The organism is Massilia timonae, assembly GCF_001866515.1.
In the GTDB taxonomy this organism is placed as follows: Bacteria; Pseudomonadota; Gammaproteobacteria; order Burkholderiales; family Burkholderiaceae_D; genus Telluria; species Telluria timonae.
This window is the reverse complement of sequence record NZ_JRYB01000001.1, coordinates 2,630,888-2,648,442: the sequence shown is the minus strand read 5'-3', so window position 1 is coordinate 2,648,442 and position 17,555 is coordinate 2,630,888. Positions and strand designations below refer to the sequence as shown.

The 17,555-nt window shown below is 65.2% G+C and carries 10 protein-coding genes; 3 read left to right on the top strand and 7 right to left on the bottom strand.

The window, feature by feature from the left end; translation table 11 throughout:
* Positions 1-188: 188 nt before the first annotated feature.
* Positions 189-2,858, bottom strand: coding sequence for a TonB-dependent receptor (locus LO55_RS11370; protein ID WP_071361540.1), 2,670 nt, complete (start codon positions 2,856-2,858; stop codon positions 189-191).
* A 483-nt stretch (positions 2,859-3,341) separates the two neighbouring features.
* Between LO55_RS11370 and LO55_RS11365 the strand changes: the two genes are divergently transcribed.
* Positions 3,342-4,310, top strand: a complete 969-nt coding sequence (locus LO55_RS11365) for an IS1595 family transposase (protein WP_071361539.1) — start codon at positions 3,342-3,344, stop codon at positions 4,308-4,310.
* Positions 4,311-4,375: 65 nt separating this feature from the next.
* Here LO55_RS11365 and LO55_RS11360 read toward each other — a convergent pair whose 3' ends face one another.
* Both LO55_RS11360 and LO55_RS11355 read right to left on the bottom strand, forming a co-directional pair.
* Positions 4,376-5,887, bottom strand: a complete 1,512-nt coding sequence (locus LO55_RS11360; RefSeq protein WP_071361538.1) for a tryptophan halogenase family protein — start codon at positions 5,885-5,887, stop codon at positions 4,376-4,378.
* 82 nt (positions 5,888-5,969) lie between these two features.
* A complete protein-coding gene (locus LO55_RS11355) occupies positions 5,970-8,849 on the bottom strand; it encodes a TonB-dependent receptor (protein WP_071361537.1) in 2,880 nt (959 codons plus the stop codon).
* Positions 8,850-9,260: 411 nt separating this feature from the next.
* Between LO55_RS11355 and LO55_RS11350 the strand changes: the two genes are divergently transcribed.
* Together LO55_RS11350 and LO55_RS11345 are read left to right on the top strand one after the other, a co-directional pair.
* Positions 9,261-11,114, top strand: a complete 1,854-nt coding sequence (locus LO55_RS11350; RefSeq protein ID WP_071361536.1) for a glycoside hydrolase family 13 protein — start codon at positions 9,261-9,263, stop codon at positions 11,112-11,114.
* On the top strand, positions 11,111-14,017 hold the full coding sequence (locus tag LO55_RS11345; RefSeq protein WP_071361535.1) for an MGH1-like glycoside hydrolase domain-containing protein: 2,907 nt from the start codon (positions 11,111-11,113) through the stop codon (positions 14,015-14,017). Before LO55_RS11350 ends, LO55_RS11345 begins: the two co-directional genes overlap by 4 nt.
* A gap of 3 nt (positions 14,018-14,020) precedes the next feature.
* On the opposite strand, the gene LO55_RS11340 is transcribed toward LO55_RS11345, so the two are convergent.
* The 4 genes from LO55_RS11340 to LO55_RS11325 all read right to left on the bottom strand — a co-directional run bounded on the left by LO55_RS11340 (position 14,021) and on the right by LO55_RS11325 (position 17,529).
* The gene (locus tag LO55_RS11340) at positions 14,021-15,007 is read right to left on the bottom strand and encodes a diacylglycerol/lipid kinase family protein (RefSeq protein ID WP_005665625.1); all 987 of its coding nucleotides are present in this window, start codon (positions 15,005-15,007) and stop codon (positions 14,021-14,023) included.
* A 75-nt stretch (positions 15,008-15,082) separates the two neighbouring features.
* Complete coding sequence (locus LO55_RS11335; protein WP_040775904.1) at positions 15,083-15,598, bottom strand: GNAT family N-acetyltransferase; 516 nt, start codon at positions 15,596-15,598, stop codon at positions 15,083-15,085.
* A 34-nt stretch (positions 15,599-15,632) separates the two neighbouring features.
* Positions 15,633-16,160 carry a GNAT family N-acetyltransferase gene (locus LO55_RS11330; protein WP_040775250.1) on the bottom strand — a complete coding sequence of 176 codons (528 nt, stop codon included), beginning with the start codon at positions 16,158-16,160 and terminating at the stop codon, positions 15,633-15,635.
* Between the two features lie 64 nt (positions 16,161-16,224).
* Entirely contained in the window at positions 16,225-17,529 is a 1,305-nt protein-coding gene (locus LO55_RS11325; protein ID WP_071361534.1) for an amidohydrolase family protein, read from the bottom strand.
* Positions 17,530-17,555: the final 26 nt, after the last annotated feature.

Sequence of the window (17,555 nt, the reverse complement as noted above, 5' to 3'; positions counted from 1 at the left end):
AATAAGTAGAAACGAAACCGACAGTTTACACTGTCGCCTCGCCCAAGGCGCTAAATAGGGTGGATGCAGGGACGAAAACCACAGAATCCGAAAAAACAAAAAAGCCCTTGCAGGCAAAAACCTGCAAGGGCCCCGATGAGGGCTGGCTGCGCCGCGCAAGGCGGCGCGCCGGTATTACGGTGTGAAACTTACAGCTTGTAGTTCAGGCCGAGCAGCATCTGGCGGCCGTACTTGCTGTAGCCGCGCGGACGGTCTTCGGTGCCGGCGTAGCTGCGGAAGGCGGTGTCGGTCAGGTTGTTCACCTGGAACAGCACCGACAGGCCTTCGATCTGCTTGAAGTCGTAACCCAGTTGCAGGTCGACCACTTTATCAGCTTTCACGTAGGTCAGCTCGGTTGCGCCGCCGATGCCGCCGATTTCACCCACGAAGTCGCTGCGATAACGCTGGCTGACGCGGGCCGAGAAACCGTCTTTCTCATAGTAGGCGGTGACGTTGAACACGCGCTTGGACAGGCCAGGCAGCGGGATCGCGAGGCTGCCGAAGCGCTGGTCGACGATCGAGATTTCGCTGTTGGTGAACGAGGCGTTGGCGGTGATGCCGAAGCCGTCCAGCATCGGGTGGATCATGTCCAGCGGGGTCGAGGCCGCAAACTCCAGGCCCTTCAGGGTGCCGCCTTCGCCGTTCATCGGCTGGGTCATGGTGCCGATATTGGTCAGGGCGCCCTGCAGGTTGAACTCCGAGAAGTCACGCGGCACGGTCACGCTGTAGATGTACGAGGACAGGTCCTTGTAGAAGCCGGCGGCCGAGATGTAGCCCTTGTTGCCGAAGTATTTTTCGTACGACAGGTCGACCTGCTTGGCGCGCCATGGATCGAGCTGGGCGTTGCCGCCGTTGCCCCATGGGGTGCCGGTGGTCTGCGCGGTCAGGCCCACTTCCAGGGCGGCGTTCAGCTGGTTCAGCTTGGCGCGCGCCAGGGTCTTGCCGGCGCCGAAGCGGATGAACTGCTGGTCCGGCAGGCTCCAGGCCAGGTTCACGCTCGGCAGGTAGTCGGTGTACTTCTTGCCGTCGGTCAGCGGCACCAGGTCGGCGAACGGCCAGGCGCGCAGCGTGTTCGCGGTCGAGCTCTGGTCGGTGTCGATCACCTGGATGCCGATATTGCCGCGCAGCGGCATCGCCATCAGTTCGGTGTCGATGTTCAGCTTGGCGTAGCCGGTCTTGACCTTTTCTTCGATCGACCAGTTCTTGGTCGCGCCCCATGGCACCAGCACCGACGGGGTGAACGGACCGAAGTTATTCGCCAGCACCGCGTCGATGTCCCAGCTCAGCGAGTTCTGCAGCGCATACAGGTTCTGCACGCCGTTGAGCACGCCCGGCGCGAAGGTGCCGTCACCCAGCTTGGTGAAGCCGGTTTCCAGGTGTTCCTTCTCTTTTTCGCGCTTGGAGTGGTTGTAGCCGACTTCCAGGCTGCTGAACGGACCGTCGGAGAACTTGCGCTCGAGGCTGACGCGGAACGACGTCATCTTGTCGGTCATGTTCGGGGCGTTGACGTAGCCGTCGCCGAACTGGCCGCCGATGGCGATCTGCGACGGATCGTCGTACACGCCCGACAGCGACAGCTGCGGAATGGTGCCGCCGTTGTAGCTGTAGTCCAGGGTCTGGCGGGTGGCGCGGCCCGAGTTGATCTCGATCAGCTCCTCCTTGTGGTCAGCCTTGGAACGGCTGATGTCGATGATGCCGACCCAGTCGCCGCTGCTGTAGCGGTTGTTCCAGCCGAAGGCGGTCAGCTTGTCGTCGCGCGTCATGCGGTTGTTGCGCACGACCGGATTGACGTTGTTGGCGGTGCCGGCGATCGCGGTGCCGTTGACCACGGTCGCGTTCGAGAAGCGCACTTCGCCGTCGTCCTTCAGCGGCATCTCGATGCCGCGGCGGATTTCTTCCTGGTCGAAGCGCGAGTGATAGACGTCGAAGGTCGAGCTGAAGTTGCGGTTCGGACGCCATTCCAGCACACCCATCAGGCCGTCGCGCACCTGGTCGCCGGTGGTGGCCATCGACTTCATGCCCTTCGGCACTTTGACGGTCGAGCCCGGCACGACGTTGGTGTCGTCCACCCAGTCCCAGGTCTCGAACTGCTGGTGCACGTTCGGCTTGTCCTGGCGCGCATAGCCGATCGCCACACCCAGCGTGCGGTTGGCGAACTGGTCGATGTAGGAAGCGCTGATACGGCTGCCGGTGTCCGGCGAGCCGGCGCTAATCGAGCCCTTCGAATTCTTTTCGCCGCGCACGTTGACGGTGACGACGCGCTCGCGCAGCGACAGCGGCTTGATGGTCTGCAGGTCGACCGTGCCCGACAGGCCCTGGCCGATCACGCTGGCGTCGCCGGTCTTGTACACGGTGACGGCGCTGATCAGTTCCGACGGGTACTGGTCGTATTCGACGGTGCGGTCCGAGCTGGTGGTGACCTGCTCGCGGCCGTTCAGCAGCGCGGTCGACAGGTCGCCCGAGGTGCCGCGGATGCTGATCGACTGGGCCTGGCCGTTGACGCGCTGGGCCGACAGGCCCGGCAGGCGGGCCAGCGATTCGGCGATCGACACGTCCGGCAGCTTGCCGATGTCTTCCGAGGAGATCGCTTCGACGATGCCGGTCGATTCGCGCTTGACGGCGATCGCATCTTCGATCGCGCGGCGGATGCCGGTCACGGTCACGGTGGTGACGGGCGCGTCCGGGTTCAGGTTGGCGGTCTCACCCGTGCTGGCGGTTTGCGCGTGGGCGCTGCCGGCCAGGACGGTGACGAAGATGGCGCAGCCGGCGGCAACCGGGCTCAGCTGGAATGCGGCACGCTTGGTGGCGATGTTTTTCATGTGTCCCCTCAGATAGAACGATGTATTCCCGAAAACAGCCCGTCGGCCGGCCGGGATCGGCTTTTTGCGACAAAATCAACGTTGGCCGGGATTCTGTATTAAAACTAGATGCACTGTCAACGGGAGTTACTTGCAGCAATGATCATGGCACGTTTTTGCCTAAGAGGCCGTAAATCCAAGGTTTTTTCGTTGTTTATGAGCTACATGGCAATTCGGTGATTCTGTAGTCGCGCTACAAATGCCCTAAAAACCGGCACGATTTTTCCTAAATGCACCATCTCGGTGCATATCTCGTAGTAAATCAATCAGAACCTTGGAGGCGGCGTGGAAAGCCTGAAAATTTGCTACAAGTAAGACGCCTGTCCGCAGGCCGGGGCCATCATGCGGGCGAAAAGGCGCTGTACTCGTTAGATATGGATGAGCATTGAACTGCTGAGCTGACTCGCGGTCCAATCCCGGTCGCCATCGATTGGGGAGCACGCCATGCAAGCGCCGAAGTTCGAGAAGCTGTTTGACCAATTGGCGCTGCTGAACCAGCCCCAGCGCCAGCAGGTACTGGCGGCCCTGCATCCAGCAGCCGGGCTGGACCGGGTGATTGCCCTCATCAGCGATCATCGATCAAAGGGGCGGCGTTGTCCCGATTGCACCTGTGAGCGGTGTCACCGGCACGGCCAGGCCAACGATTTGCAACGCTATCGCTGCTGCGCGTGCGGCCGCACCTTCAACGACCTGACCGGCACGCCGCTGGCGCGGCTCAGGCACAGGGGCAAGTGGCTCGATTATCTGGACACGGTGCTCGATTCGCGCACAGTCCGCTCTGCGGCCAAGCGTGTCGGCGTGCATCCGAACACCACCTTTCGCTGGCGCCATCGCTTTCTCGAGCGCGTCAAGGACGACCGGCCCGAGCGCCTGGTCGGCATCGTCGAGGCCGACGAGATGTTCCTGCTCGAATCACAGAAGGGTTCACGCAAGCTCGATCGCCCGCCGCGCAAGCGCGGCGGCAGGGCCGCGCTGCGCGGCATCTCGCATCATCTCGACTGCATCCTGGTGGCGCGCGACCGCGGCGGCCAGACTATCGACGCCGTCACCGGACGCGGCGCCTTGAAGGTGGCCCAGCTGGTGAAACACCTGCTGCCGAAACTCGAATCCCAGGCGCTGCTGGTCACCGATGCCAACGCCGCCTATCACGCCTTCGCCCGCGCCCATGGCGTCGCGCACCAAGCCGTCAACCTCAGCGCCGGCGAGCGGGTCCGCAACGGCGTCGATGGCGCCATCCATGTTCAGAATGTCAACGCCTACCATCGGCGCTTCAAGGAATGGCTGGCGCGCTTCCATGGGGTGGCGTCGCGCTGGCTGCCCAATTATCTGGGCTGGCATTGGGCGCTCGATGGAGGGCGAGTCACTTCTATCGAGCAATTGCTGCGGGTCGCATTCGGGGTCATCAACAGATAACGATGACAGCGCCGCGAAAAAAAGGCCGCCCCTCGGGGCGGCCAGGTGGCGGGATCGCTTGCCGCTCAGGCTGTGCGCGCCGCGCAATGCTTGGCGATGTACTCGTCATGCGACGGCATCACGTCGACGCACTTGCGGATCACCTCGCGCACGCTCTCCATGTACTCGGCGATGTCGGCCTCGGACTGGGTATCGGCCAGCGGGTGGTAGCCGTCGAGCGGCATGTTCTGCCCTTCGAACACCTGCAACCAGCCGACTTCCGAGAACAGTTCGTTATCGACCCGCACGACCTTGCCGCGCGAGCGGTACAGGTCCATCTTCTGGCGCAGCGTCTCCGGAATCGCCATGTTCGCGCATTCGGTCCAGTAGGCCGAGTCGGTGCGCTGGTTCAGGTGGTAGTGCAGGATGATGAAGTCGCGCACGCGCTCGTACTCGAAGCGCGACTGCCGATTGAACTCGTCGCGGTCGACGTCGCTGAAGCGGCGGTCCGGGAACAGCTCGACCAGGCGCGCGATGCTCGACTGGATCAGGTGGATACTGGTCGATTCGAGCGGCTCCAGGAAGCCGCTCGACAGGCCGATCGCCACCACGTTACGGTTCCAGGCCTGCTTGCGCATCCCGGTCTGGAACTTGATCAGGCGCGGCTCGGCCAGCGCGCGGCCGTCGAGGTTGGCCAGCAAGGTCGCCGCCGCCTCGTCGTCGCTGATGAAGCGGCTGCAGTACACATGGCCGTTGCCGGTGCGGTGCTGCAGCGGGATGCGCCACTGCCAGCCCGACTTGTGCGCGGTGGCGCGGGTGAACGGCGTGATCGCCGGCACCGATTCGCAGGGCACGGCCAGCGCACGGTCGGCCGGCAGCCAACCGGTCCAGTCCTCGTAGCCGGTCTCGAGCGCCTGCTCGATCAGCAAGCCGCGGAAACCCGAGCAGTCGATGAACAATTCTCCTTCGATGCGCTGGCCGTTGTCGAGTTCGACCGCATCGACGAAGCCGTCCGGCTCGCGCCGGGTGGCGCGCGCGATCTTGCCCTCGATGCGCACCACGCCGCGCGCCTCGGACAGCTTTCTCAGGTACTTCGCGTACAGGCTGGCGTCGAAGTGGTAGGCGTAGGCGATGTCGCGCAGCGGCGAATTCGGCACGTCCTGGCGCGCCGGCATGAACTTGCCGGCCTTGGCCGCCATGCGCGTGATCGAGTATTCCTCCAGCGGCGCGGCCTTGCCTAGACCCCGCATCTTGTGCCAGTACTGCTCGAACGGCACGGTGGCCAGGTCTTGCCCCATGCGGCCGAAGCCGTGCATGTAGCGCTCGCCGATCCGGCCCCAGTTGACGAACTCGATGCCCAGCTTGAAGCTGCCCATCGTCTCGCGCATGAATTCGTTCTCGTCGATGCCGACCACGCGGTTGAAGCGCTGGATCATCGGGATGGTCGCCTCCCCCACGCCGACGATGCCGATCTCATCCGACTCCACCAGCCGGATGTGGTAGCGGCCGTTCAGCATGCTCGACAGCGCCGCCGCCGTCATCCAGCCGGCGGTGCCGCCGCCGACGATCACGATGTCCTTGATTGCCTGGTTTTCCATATTTTGTGCCCTAGTCTCTTCCAACGAAAAACAACCCCCGGGGCCGGGGGCCGCGAGGGTTGCATTGTAGTGCGTGCCGCGATCAGAACTTGTAGTTGGCGCCGAACTGGTAAGTGCGGCCGTACACGACGCGGCGGGTGATCGAATCCGGATTATCCGTGTACTCCTGGTACGGCGCGTTGTTCCAGTTGTTCGCCTGGGCGAACACCGACAGGCCCTTGGCGAAGCCCTTCTGGATCTCGTACGACACCTGGAAGTCGACGATGGTCTCGCCTTTCACGAAGGTGTACTGCAGCGTGTCCGAGAAGTCCGGCGACTGGCCCAGGAAGTCCGAACGCTTGCGCGCCGCGGCGGCGATCTGGAAGCCGTTCTTTTCGTAGTACAGGCGCAGGTTGCTGACCTTGCGCGACAGGCCGGGCAGCGGGATCGACTGCGCCGCCGTCTGCACGTTGCCGAAGCCGAGCGCCGGGATGTCGATCGCGGAACTGGTGTACGAGTGGTTGGCCAGCACGCCGAAGCCGTCCAGCCACGAGTGCACCATGTCCAGCGGCACGTTCACCGCCAGCTCGTAGCCGCGGATGCGGCCGCCTTCGCCGTTTTCAGGACGGTTCAGCACGCCGATGGTCGAGCCTTCGAAGGTTCCCGAGGTCGGCAACGGGGTGGTCGACGTGACCCATGGCGCGAAGTCGTATTCCGACGGCGTGCGCAGGATGAAGCTGTCGAGCTTCTTGTAGAAGCCGGCCACGCTCACATACCCTTTCTTGGCGAAGTATTTTTCGTACGACAGGTCGAACGACTTGGCTTCGAACGGCTTGAGCAGCGGGTTGCCGCCGCCGCCGCTGATGAACGGGTTGGCCACGCTGGTGTTCACGCCGAAGCCGATGCCGCCGCGCAGGTCGTCCAGGCTCGGACGCGACAGCACCTTGGCCACGCCCATGCGCAGCACCTGGTCGTTGTTCAGGTCGAACGACAGGTTCAGGCTCGGCAGCACGTTCCAGTAGTCGGCGGTGTCTTCGGCGCGCACCACCGGGCACGAGGCCGCGGTCTCGCCGGTGCAGTTGCCGCTGTTGTAGCCGCCGCCGGTCTGCTTGGTGTGCACGAACTGGGTGCCGACGTTGCCGCGGTAGTCGAAGCCGAACAGCTGGCCGTTCAGGTCGCCCATCACATAGGCGGTCTGCACGGTTTCCTTGACGTCCCACAGCTTGGTCAAGATGTCGGCATTGACCTTCTCGGCCAGCTCGTACACGGTGCCCAGCGAACCGAGCGGGTTCCAGGAAGCGACCGGGATGCCGGTGGTGCCGGCGGTGTTCGGGGTGCTGTTCGGCATCGGCACGGCGCCGTACAGGTCGCCGCCGACGATCATCAGGCGGCCTTCTTCGCCGGTGCGGCGCTTTTCGCGGTCGGTGAAGTTGTAGCCGACCTGGAAGGCCGAGACCGGACCCCACTCGACGTTGCGCTTGGCGTTCAGGCGGACCGCCTTGAGCGTGTCCGCGATATGCGGCTGGGCCAGGTAGCCGGCCTGCGCCAGCGGCTCGGCCGCGGTGCCCGACCAGCCGTTCACGTCGGTCAGCTGGGCGACGTTCGGATCGGAATAGTTCAGGCCGGTGCGGTAGGCGACATCGGCGTAGTTCAGGCCATTGAAGCCGGTCCACGAAATCGTGTCCAGGTTGGCGGCATTGCCCGGCAGGCCGGCGGTGGTTTCATAACGCGAGCTCAGCTTGGTCGCCTTGGACCAGGTGAGGTCGGCGCTGGTATTCCAGTCGCCCAGCTTCAGCTCGTTCTTCCAGCCGACCGTCTTGAGGTCGTCCTCGGCCGCTTCGATGTGGTTGCGGATGACGGCCTTGTAGTTGGTCAGGGTGCCGCTGGTGGCGATGCCGTTCGAGACCGTGACGTCCTGCAGCACGCCGACCGGATCGTAGCGGCCCGATTCGTTGTTGCCGATCGCGCCTTCCAGGCCGGTGCGCTTGAAGCCGGTTTCGCCGGCCGAGTAGAACAGGTCCAGGGTCGAGCGGAAGTTGCGGTTCGGGCGCCACTGCAGCGAGGCGAAGGCGCCGTCGCGGTTGTGGTAGCCGGTCTCGGTGTCGGCGGTGAAGCCGGTCGGCACGCGCACGTTCTGGCCGTTGTACGGCAGCTCGGCCGTGTTGCCGCCCCAGGCGTCGAACTTGCGCTGTTCACCGCCGGTCTCGTCGTACGAGGTCAGGCCGACCGCGATGCCGAAGGTGCGGTTGGCGAACTGGTCGATGTACGACAGCGAGAAGCGGTCGCCATCGCCTTCTTCGGCGGTGCGCACGCCCAGGCGGCTCTTCTTGTAGTTGACGGCAACGACGCGCTTGCCGAAGTCGAGCGGCTGCACGGTCTTGAGGTCGATGGTCGCGGCCAGGCCCGAGCCGATCACGCTCGCGTCCGGGGTCTTGTAGATCACGACGCCGCCCATCAGCTCGGACGGGAACAGGTCGAATTCGGGATTGCGCGCATTGCCCGTCGAGGCCATTTCGCGGCCGTTGAGCAGGGTGCCGTTGAAGCTCGGCGACAGGCCGCGCACCGAGATCTCGGACGCGCGTCCCGAACCGCGGCTGCGCTGGGCGGTCACGCCCGGCAGGCGCGCGATCGATTCGGCCACCGAGGAATCGGGCAGCTTGCCGATGTCTTCGGCCGAAATCGCTTCGACGATGGAATTCGAATTGCGCTTGACCGAGATCGCCGCCTCGATGCCCTGGCGGATGCCGGTCACGGTGACGGTGGACACGTTCGGGGCCGGGGCCGGGGTGGCGATGACTTCGCCGGTAGCGGCGGCGGTCGGGGTGTTCGGCGCGACGGCGGTCTGCGCTTCGCTGCCGGATGCCTGCGCGAAGGCCTGGCCAGCCAGCGCCGACAGCAGGACGGCGCAGCCCGCGGCGAACGGGTTCAACGGGAATGCGGTACGCGCCGACTTGCCGGCGCGCCTGGTGGCGGTAGCTTTCATGTGTCTCCTCGGTGAAAGGCGGGGCTCATTGCCCGACAATTTTTATCAGTCCCCGACTACGCTGCTGTACTAAAACTAGATCTTGCAGTCGGAAAACTGTGTGTATTGAGCATGATCGCAGGTTTCGAAAAAAACAGTGTCGCGCGCGTTGTAACTGAGCTACGAAAATCCGCGCATTTCGCCTTGCCGGCGCGATATTCGCACTGTTTCTAAAGGAAATCTAAAGATTCAGTAAAGGTTCTCGACCGTAGTTCTACTAGAGGCAGGACGGGTGTATTGATTGTTGGCAGCTGATTTCTATAGTACGCTTTCGCCAACACAACAACACTTTGCGCCCGTTTCGCATTCTTCCGGCATAGGTTTGTAGTCTTACTACCTAGCGGATGTTAGCGATAGCAGCGCCCCATAATCATGAGACAACTCCTCGCCAGCCTCGTGCTCGGCGGCGCTTCGCTCGCCGTCCACGCCCAGACCCCCGACATCGCCCGCATGGAGCCGCCCTTCTGGTGGGCCGGCATGCAACACGCCCAGGTGCAGCTGATGGTGTATGGCGACAAGATCGCCGACCTGGACCCGTCGCTGGCGTATCCGGGCGTGCGCATCGCCTCGGTGACCCGCACCCCGAACCGCAACTACCTGTTCATCGACCTGGCGCTCGACCCGAAGGTCAAGCCCGGCAGCTTCGACATCGCCTTCAAGGGCGCGGGCCGCACGGCCAGCTACACCTATCGCCTGCTGGAGCGCGAAGCGGGCTCCGCCGAACGCCAGGGCTTTTCCAGCAAGGATGCGATCTACCAGATCATGCCGGACCGCTTCGCCAACGGCGACCCGTCCAACGACAGCGTCGACGGCATGCCCGACAGACTCGACCGCAAGGGCGGCCTGGGCCGCCACGGCGGCGACATCAAGGGCATCATCGACCGCCTCGACTACGTCGCCGGCCTGGGCTTCACACAGCTGTGGCCGACGCCGCTGGTCGAAAACAATATGCCGGGCTACTCCTACCACGGCTATGCGGCGACCGACCTGTACAAGATCGATCCGCGCTACGGCAGCAACGAGGATTTCAAGCGCCTGTCGCAGGAAGCGAAGAAGCACGGCATCGGCATCATCCAGGACGTGGTGCTGTCGCACATCGGCAGCCAGCACTGGTGGATGAAGGACTTGCCGGCGCCGGACTGGATCAACTACACCGACAAGTTCGTGCCGACCCAGCATTACCACACGGCGGTGCAGGACCCGTACGGCTCGAAGGAAGACGCCGACAACTTCACGCGCGGCTGGTTCGTCAAGAGCATGCCCGACATGAACCAATCGAATCCGCTGGTGGCGAACTACCTCATCCAGAACAATATCTGGTGGATCGAGTACGCGGGCCTGTCGGGCCTGCGCATCGACACCTTCGGCTATTCCGACAAAGCCTTCCTGGGCGAGTACACGAAGCGCCTGATGGCGGAATACCCGAACCTGAACCTGGTCGGCGAGGAATGGTCGACCAAGGTGCCGGTGGTGGCCTACTGGCAGCGCGGCAAGCAGAACTTCGACGGCTTCCAGGCCTATACGCCAAGCCTGATGGACTTCCCGGTGGCCGAGGCGATGCGCAAGGCGCTGGCCGACAAAAAAGGCGGCAACGTCTTCACCGACGTCTACGAGACGCTGTCGCTCGACTACCTGTATCCGGAGCCGGGCAACCTGGTGCTGTTCGCCGACAACCACGACATGTCGCGCATCTACAGCGAAGTGGGCGAAGACTTCGACAAGTACCGCATGGCGATGATCTTCATGATGACGGCGCCGCGCATCCCGCAGTTCTACACGGGCGACGAGATCCTCATGACCAGCGCCGTCGGCGAACGCAACGACGCGACCTACCGCACGCCGTTCCCGGGCGGCTGGGCCGGCGACAAGGTCGATGCGTTTGCGGGCGTCGGCCTCACGACCAAGCAGCGCACTGCACAGGATTTCGTACGCAAGCTGGCCAACTGGCGCAAGGGCCAGCCGGTCATCCATCACGGCAAGATGATGCATTACGGCCCGCAGGACAATACCTGGGTCTACTTCCGCTACAACGATGAGAAGAAGGTGCTGGTCGCCTTCAACAACAATGCCAAGGAGATGTCGCTGGACGTCGACCGCTTCCGCGAAATGCTCTCCGGCGTGGCCGGCGGCACCGATGCGCTGACCGGCAAGACCTATGACTTGCGCGAGAAGCTGGTGCTGGCGCCGCGCGCGGCCATCGTCCTCGAGCTGGACGCGCCGCGATGAAGCGCCATGCCATCGCCCTGGCCGCCCTGCTCTCCTGCAGCATGTTGCCAACCCACGTCCTTGCCCAGAACATCGACGGCCTGTACGTGCGCGGCGCCTTCAACGGCTGGGGCACGGCCAGTCCGCTGGCGGCCAGGGGCGACGGCATCTACCAGGCCGACGTCGAGGTCATGCCCGGCAACCACGCCTTCAAGCTGGGGACCGGCGACTGGAGCGCCGAATGGGTGATCGATCCGGATCGAAGCACCAGCGTCAAGCCCGATACCGACTACCGCCTGGCGCGGCAGTCCGGTCCCGAGACCTTCCTGTTCGTGCGCCAGCCGGGCACCTATCGCTTCACGATCGATGCGCGTAATCCCGCCAGGCCCGCGCTCAAGGTGACGCGCATCGCCGACGCCCGGCGCGGCGGCGGCCCCGATCCGCATGCCGGCCACGCGGCCCAGGCATCCCAGCAATGGCCGACCTGGGACGGCAAGGTCGAGACCGTGCGCTACTCGACGCCGGATGCGGATGCGCCGCTCCGCCGCTACGTCCAGTCGAGCACCATGCTGCTGCGCGATCCCGGTCCGCAGCACGTCGAATACGCCGAAGAAGACGGCCTGCCGCGCGTACGCAGCGGCAACCTGGCCTTCGACGCCCTGTTCGCGCTGGCCGGCCGCGAGATGCGCCAGAACTCGGTCAGCCAGATCAAGGACGGCAACTACAACGGCGGCAACGCGATCGACTGCGACTGCTTCGCCACCGGAGAAAAATGGGCCTACGTCTGGACCCGCGACCTGTCGTATGCGGCCGACCTGGGCCTGGCCCTGCTCGACCCGCAGCGGGTGCGCAATTCGCTCGATTTCAAGCTCTCGGGCTGGCGCCCGGACATCACCGCCGCGGCGCAGATCCCGGGCACGCCGGACGGCCTGCAGATCGTGCAGGACACCGGCAGCGGCGGCAGCTGGCCGGTCAGCACCGACCGGCTGACCTGGGCCCTGGCGCTTGATGCAACGCTGCGCACCCTGCCCTCGTCCGAGCGTGCGCAATTCGCGGCGCGCGCCCTGAAAGCGCTGTCGAACACGATCGAGATCGACCGCGTGGCGGCCTTCGATCCGGTGTCCGGCCTGTACACGGGCGAGGAATCCTTCCTCGACTGGCGCGACCAGACGTATGCGGCCTGGATCCCGGGCGACCTGGCCTCGATGGCGAGTTCGAAGGCGCTGTCGACCAACGTCGTGATGTACCAGGCGCTGAACCTGGCCGCGAAGCTGGCGCGCGAGCACCAGGATGACGACAAGGCGCAGCGCTACGCGCGCTGGGCGCAAGCGCTGAAAAGCGCGATCAACGACCGCCTGTGGCTGAAGGACGAGGGCATGTACAGCAGCCTCACCGCCGGCCACCTGGACGACGCGCCGCTGCACAAGTTCGACTGGCTGGGACAGGCGCTGGCCATCGTCAGCGGCGTGGCCGACGACAGCCAGGCGCGTTCGATCCTGGCGCGCTATCCGCACGGCCCGCTGGGCGCCCCGATGATCTGGCCGCAGCAGATTGGCGCGCCGGTGTACCACAACCGCTCGAGCTGGCCGTTCGTGACCGCCTATGGCCTGCGCGCAGCGAGCCAGGGCAAGAACACGGCGGTGGCCGACCTGGCCTACGCCGGTCTGATGCGCGGGGCGGCGGTCAATCTGTCGAATATGGAAAACCTCGAGTGGCTCTCCGGCCAGCCGCTGCTGCTCGACGAGCACAATCCGGCCTTGAGCGGCCCGGTGATCAACTCGCGCCGCCAGCTGTGGTCGGTCGGCGGCTATCTCGGCATGGTGGTCAAGAATGTGTTCGGCGTGGAGACGCTGGACGACGGCATCGCGCTGCGGCCCTTCGTCACGTCGAAACTGCGCCGCGAAACCTTCGGCGCCACCAACGAGATCGCGCTGCACGACCTGCGCCTGCACGGCAAGCGCATCGACGTGCGCCTGCAACTGCCTGCCGCGAGCGAGAAAGACGGCTATTACGCCGTCGAGCGCATCGTCCTGAACGGCAAGCAGGTCGCCGGCAGCATCCGCCTGGCCGACCTGGCCGACAGCAACCGCATCGAGATCACGCTCGGCAAGCTGGTGGCCGGCCAGCAGGACATCCGCCGCGTCAACGCCAATCCCCATGAAGAAGCCAGCGCCGTCTTCGGCCCGCGCGAGCCGACCATCGACGGCCTGGCGCGCGCGGCCTCCGGTCCGGTCACCTTGCGGATCGGCGCCAACGGCAATGCCGCCGCCGTGCGCTACCGCGTCTACCGCGATGGCAAGCTGGTGGCCGACAGGCTGCCGGCCGGGGCCTGGACCGATGGCAAGGCCAGCGCCACCGCCTGCTATGCGGTCGAGGCCGTGTACACCGACAGCGGCAACGTCAGCCACCACAGCCAGCCGCGCTGCGTCGACGCGGGCATCGAGATTCCCGTGACCGACGCACGCATCGCCTCGAACCTGAAGGTGACGGCGCCCGATGCGCGCTTCACCCAGCCGCACCTCAAGGACTGGGGCAAGCCGGGCGACCGCTTCGCCGTCGACGGCATCCGCATCGAGCAGCCAGGCGACTATCGGCTCCAGGTGCGTTACCACAACGGCGCCAACCAGGTGAACCTGGGCATCAGCGGCGGCGTGAAATGGCTGGCGCTGAAGGATGGCAGTGGCCGCGTCGTGGCCCAGGGCGTGATCCAGCTGCCGCATGCGCCGCTGCTGCAGAAGGACACGCCGAGCGTGTACTCGACGCCGCTGGCGGCGCGCATCGAGGCGGGCAGCTACCATCTGGAGATGACGGACTTCTACAATATGAGTTATCTCGACAGTAACCGCAGCTTCACCGGCGCCGGCGGCGCCGAGCCGTCGAACCGGTTCGATATCTACGGCGTGCGATTGTTGCGGGTGAAATAAGCGTCACGCGGTCTCGAACGTGCCCTCGACCGGACGCGGCTTGCCTCGTCCGCTCGAAGACACCAGCAGCTTGAGCCGCCCTTCGAGCACCCTGAACTCGAACGGCGTCGCCATCTTGCTCACCTCGCCGTCGGCCGCCACCTTCAGGCGCTTGCGTCCATAGAACGACGGCGTGCGCACCGTCATGCTCTTGAACGCGAAGGCGACGACATCGTCGCCCGCGCCGAGCTTGCCGAAAGCGCCGCGGATCAAGAGGCCCAGCAGCCCGAGCTTGCCCATCGGTTTGGGCGCCAGCGCCACCAATTGACCCTCTTGCACCGCCTCGGTCAGGTCTTCCATCCCGACCTGCTCCATCTGCAGTCGATTATTACCCACGAACAAGGTCGTGGTGCGCAAGCGTTTTTCCTTGCCGTCGAGTTCGAGCGTGATGCGCAAGTGGCGGTGCGGCCGCAGCGCCATCTTGATCGCCGACAAGAAGGCCACGAGGCGGCTGCGGCCATATTCGCGCTTGTCGTGCTCGCGCTCTTCGAGCAGCGCCGGATACAAGCCCACACTGGCATTGACCAGGAAGATCTTGTTGTTGAGCATGCCGATCTGCACGGGTCTTACTTCGGCGCGCAGCATCGCGTATACCGCCTCGGCCAGGTCTTCCGGGATGCCGTGGGTGCGGCCGAAGTAATTGAAGGTGCCTTGCGGCAGCACGCCGAACAGGCAGCCGGCCAGCACCGCCTGGTGCGCGACCGTGTTGATGGTGCCGTCGCCGCCGGCCGCGACCAGCACGCCGCCGCTGGCGAGCGCCTTGCCGGCCATCTCGCGCGCGATGTCTTCGAGCCGTTCGGGATTGCCCACCACTTCCAGGTGGCAGACGCGGCCCGACTTGTCCATGACCTCGCGGATCGTCGAGATGCGCTCCTCGGTCTCGGAATGCCCGGAACCCGCATTCAGGACGATGTAGAAATGGGCCTCTGGCGGCAGCGCGGTGGATGGCATCGGGGTCGTTTCGCTAAGGTGGGCGTCGTGGATGCGCCATCGTATCACTGTCGATATCCGCGCAAGGTGCGCTACTCAACCATCCAGATCGGCCAGGTAGACGTCCACCTGCGGCTGGCCGGGGGCCAGGCTGGCGCGGCGATCGAGGCGCAGGCCCAGGCGCTGCAGCAGCGCGATCGAGGCGGCATTGCCGGGGGCGACGATCGCCGCCAGACGCCGGATGCCCAGCCGCGCTGCCAGGCCCACCACCGCCTGTCCCGCCTCGAAGGCGTAGCCGCATCCACGGTGCTCCGGCAGGAAGGCATAGCCGATGTCGACGTGTTCCAGGGTGTCGCGCTTGACCAGGCCGCACAGGCCGAGCGGCGCGCCGTCCGCCAGCCGCTCGACCAGGTACAGCGAATGGCCGTATTTCGCCTGCATCGCGATCGGTCCTTCGTCCAGGCCGCGGCGCGCGGCGTCGACGGTGCGCAGCTTGCGGTCGCCGATATGCTCGATGAAGGCGGGGTCGTTCGCCAGCGCCAGGTAGAACGGGGCGTCGTCATGGGTGACGAGGCGCAGGCGCAGGCGGTCGGTGGTGAGAATCTCGGTCATGGCCGAGATCATACGCCTGGTGATTGACTTTTTGCTACTCGTCCGCGGTCGGCCAGTGGTCGGGGTCTTGCAGCAGCTGGTACATCACGTAGGCGTCGACATAGCCCAGGCGCTTGTGGCGGAAGGCCTTGGGCAGCGTGCCCACGATGGAAAAGCCCAGTTTCTTCCACAGCCCGATGGCGGCGGCATTGGTGCTGACCACATGGTTGAACTGCATCGCCAGGAAGCCCTGGCTGCGCGCTTCAATCAGGCTGTGTTCGCCCATCAGGCGGCCGATGCCCGCGCCCTGCGCCGACGGGCTGACCATGTAGGAGGCGTTGGCCACGTGGTGGCCGCGCCCGACCTGGTTCGGCACCAGCCGGTACATGCCCAGCACGCGCCCCGCCGCGCTCACGGCGACGAAGCTGTGCACGCCCTGGCCCAGCCAGTAGTGATGGCCGGCCTCGCGCGAGGTCGCGGTGGTGAAGACATAGCTTTCACCGGCCATCAGGTGGGCGCAAAAAATGGTCCAGATCGCCTCGAAGTCGGCTTCCACGGCGGGACGGATTTCAATATCTCTCACAACAATCAGTATGCAAATGCCAGAACTCGGCGGTCAGTTATTTTGCCTGAAATCTCACAAATAATCACGGAGCACCCTGGTTTGCGGGCTTGTTGCTTTGAGGCAGCCGAAAGTCGACGCCATCGGGCCGCCCATCGAGATACAGGCGGCTGGCAGCTGGCGGCGCCTCGGCCACCACCCGGCCGCGCCGCAGCACGAGGCGGCGCGCCGCGCGCAGGCGGATCGCCTCGACCGGCGAACCAGCGTCCAGGATCACCAGGTCGGCATGGCAGTCCGGCGCCAGGCCATAGCCTTCGAGCCCGAGGATGCGCGCCGGCGTCTCGGTGATCGCCCCGAAGCAGGCCTGCATCGCCTCCAGCCCCGTCATCTGCGCCACGTGCAGGCCCATGTGCGCCACTTCGAGCATGTCGCCCGAGCCCATGCCATACCAGGGATCGAGCACGCAGTCGTGGCCGAAGGCGACGTCGACGCCGGCCGCCATCAGCTCGGGCACGCGGGTCATGCCGCGCCGCTTGGGATAGGTGTCGTGGCGGCCCTGCAGCGTGATGTTGATCAGCGGGTTCGCGATCGCCGCCACGCCGCTTTCCGCGATCAGTGGCAGCAGCTTGCTCACGTAATAATTGTCCATCGAGTGCATCGAGGTCAGGTGCGAGCCGGCCACCCTGCCCTGCAGGCCGAGGCGCTGGGTCTCGTATGCCAGCGTCTCGATATGGCGCGACAGCGGATCGTCGCTCTCGTCGCAGTGCATGTCCACGCGCAGCCCGCGCTCGGCCGCGAACTCGCACAGCAGGCGCACCGATTCGGCGCCTTGCGCCATGGTGCGCTCGAAATGGGGGATGCCGCCGACCACGTCCACGCCCATGGCGATCGCGCGCTTCAGGTTGTCGAAGGCGGTCGGGCTGCGCAGCAGGCCATCCTGCGGAAAAGCCACCAGCTGCAGGTCGAGGTAAGGCGCCACCCGGCGCTTGACTTCGAGCAGGGCTTCCACCGCCAGCAAGCGGTCGTCGCAGACGTCGACGTGGCTGCGGATCGCCAGCAGGCCGCGCGCCACCGCCCAGTCGCAATAGCGCAGCGCGCGCTCGACCAGGGCGTCCTGGGTCAGCGCCGGCTTGAGCTCGCCCCACAGGGCGATACCTTCGAGCAAGGTGCCGCTGCGATTCACGCGCGGCAAGCCATAGCTCAGCACCGCATCCATATGGAAATGGGCGTCAACGAAGGGGGGACTGACCAGATCGCCGGCGGCATCGATTTCGCGCGCGCCCCGGGCAGCGAGGCGTGGCGCGAGGACGGCGATGCGGCCGTCGGCGATGCCGATATCGATGTCTTGCCGGCCGTCGGGCAAGGTCGCGTTGCGAATCACGAGATCCATATCAACTCCCTTATTGATCGGTAAAT

Excerpts from the sequence above, each read along its gene's own strand:
- LO55_RS11355 (WP_071361537.1), bottom strand. The coding sequence starts at position 8,849 with ATGAAAGCTACCGCCACCAGGCGCGCCGGCAAGTCGGCGCGTACCGCA.
- LO55_RS11360 (WP_071361538.1), bottom strand. The coding sequence starts at position 5,887 with ATGGAAAACCAGGCAATCAAGGACATCGTGATCGTCGGCGGCGGCACC.
- LO55_RS11335 (WP_040775904.1), bottom strand. The coding sequence starts at position 15,598 with ATGACCGAGATTCTCACCACCGACCGCCTGCGCCTGCGCCTCGTCACC.
- LO55_RS11365 (WP_071361539.1), top strand. The coding sequence starts at position 3,342 with ATGCAAGCGCCGAAGTTCGAGAAGCTGTTTGACCAATTGGCGCTGCTG.
- LO55_RS11350 (WP_071361536.1), top strand. The coding sequence starts at position 9,261 with ATGAGACAACTCCTCGCCAGCCTCGTGCTCGGCGGCGCTTCGCTCGCC.
- LO55_RS11340 (WP_005665625.1), bottom strand. The coding sequence starts at position 15,007 with ATGCCATCCACCGCGCTGCCGCCAGAGGCCCATTTCTACATCGTCCTG.
- LO55_RS11345 (WP_071361535.1), top strand. The coding sequence starts at position 11,111 with ATGAAGCGCCATGCCATCGCCCTGGCCGCCCTGCTCTCCTGCAGCATG.
- LO55_RS11370 (WP_071361540.1), bottom strand. The coding sequence starts at position 2,858 with ATGAAAAACATCGCCACCAAGCGTGCCGCATTCCAGCTGAGCCCGGTT.
- LO55_RS11325 (WP_071361534.1), bottom strand. The coding sequence starts at position 17,529 with ATGGATCTCGTGATTCGCAACGCGACCTTGCCCGACGGCCGGCAAGAC.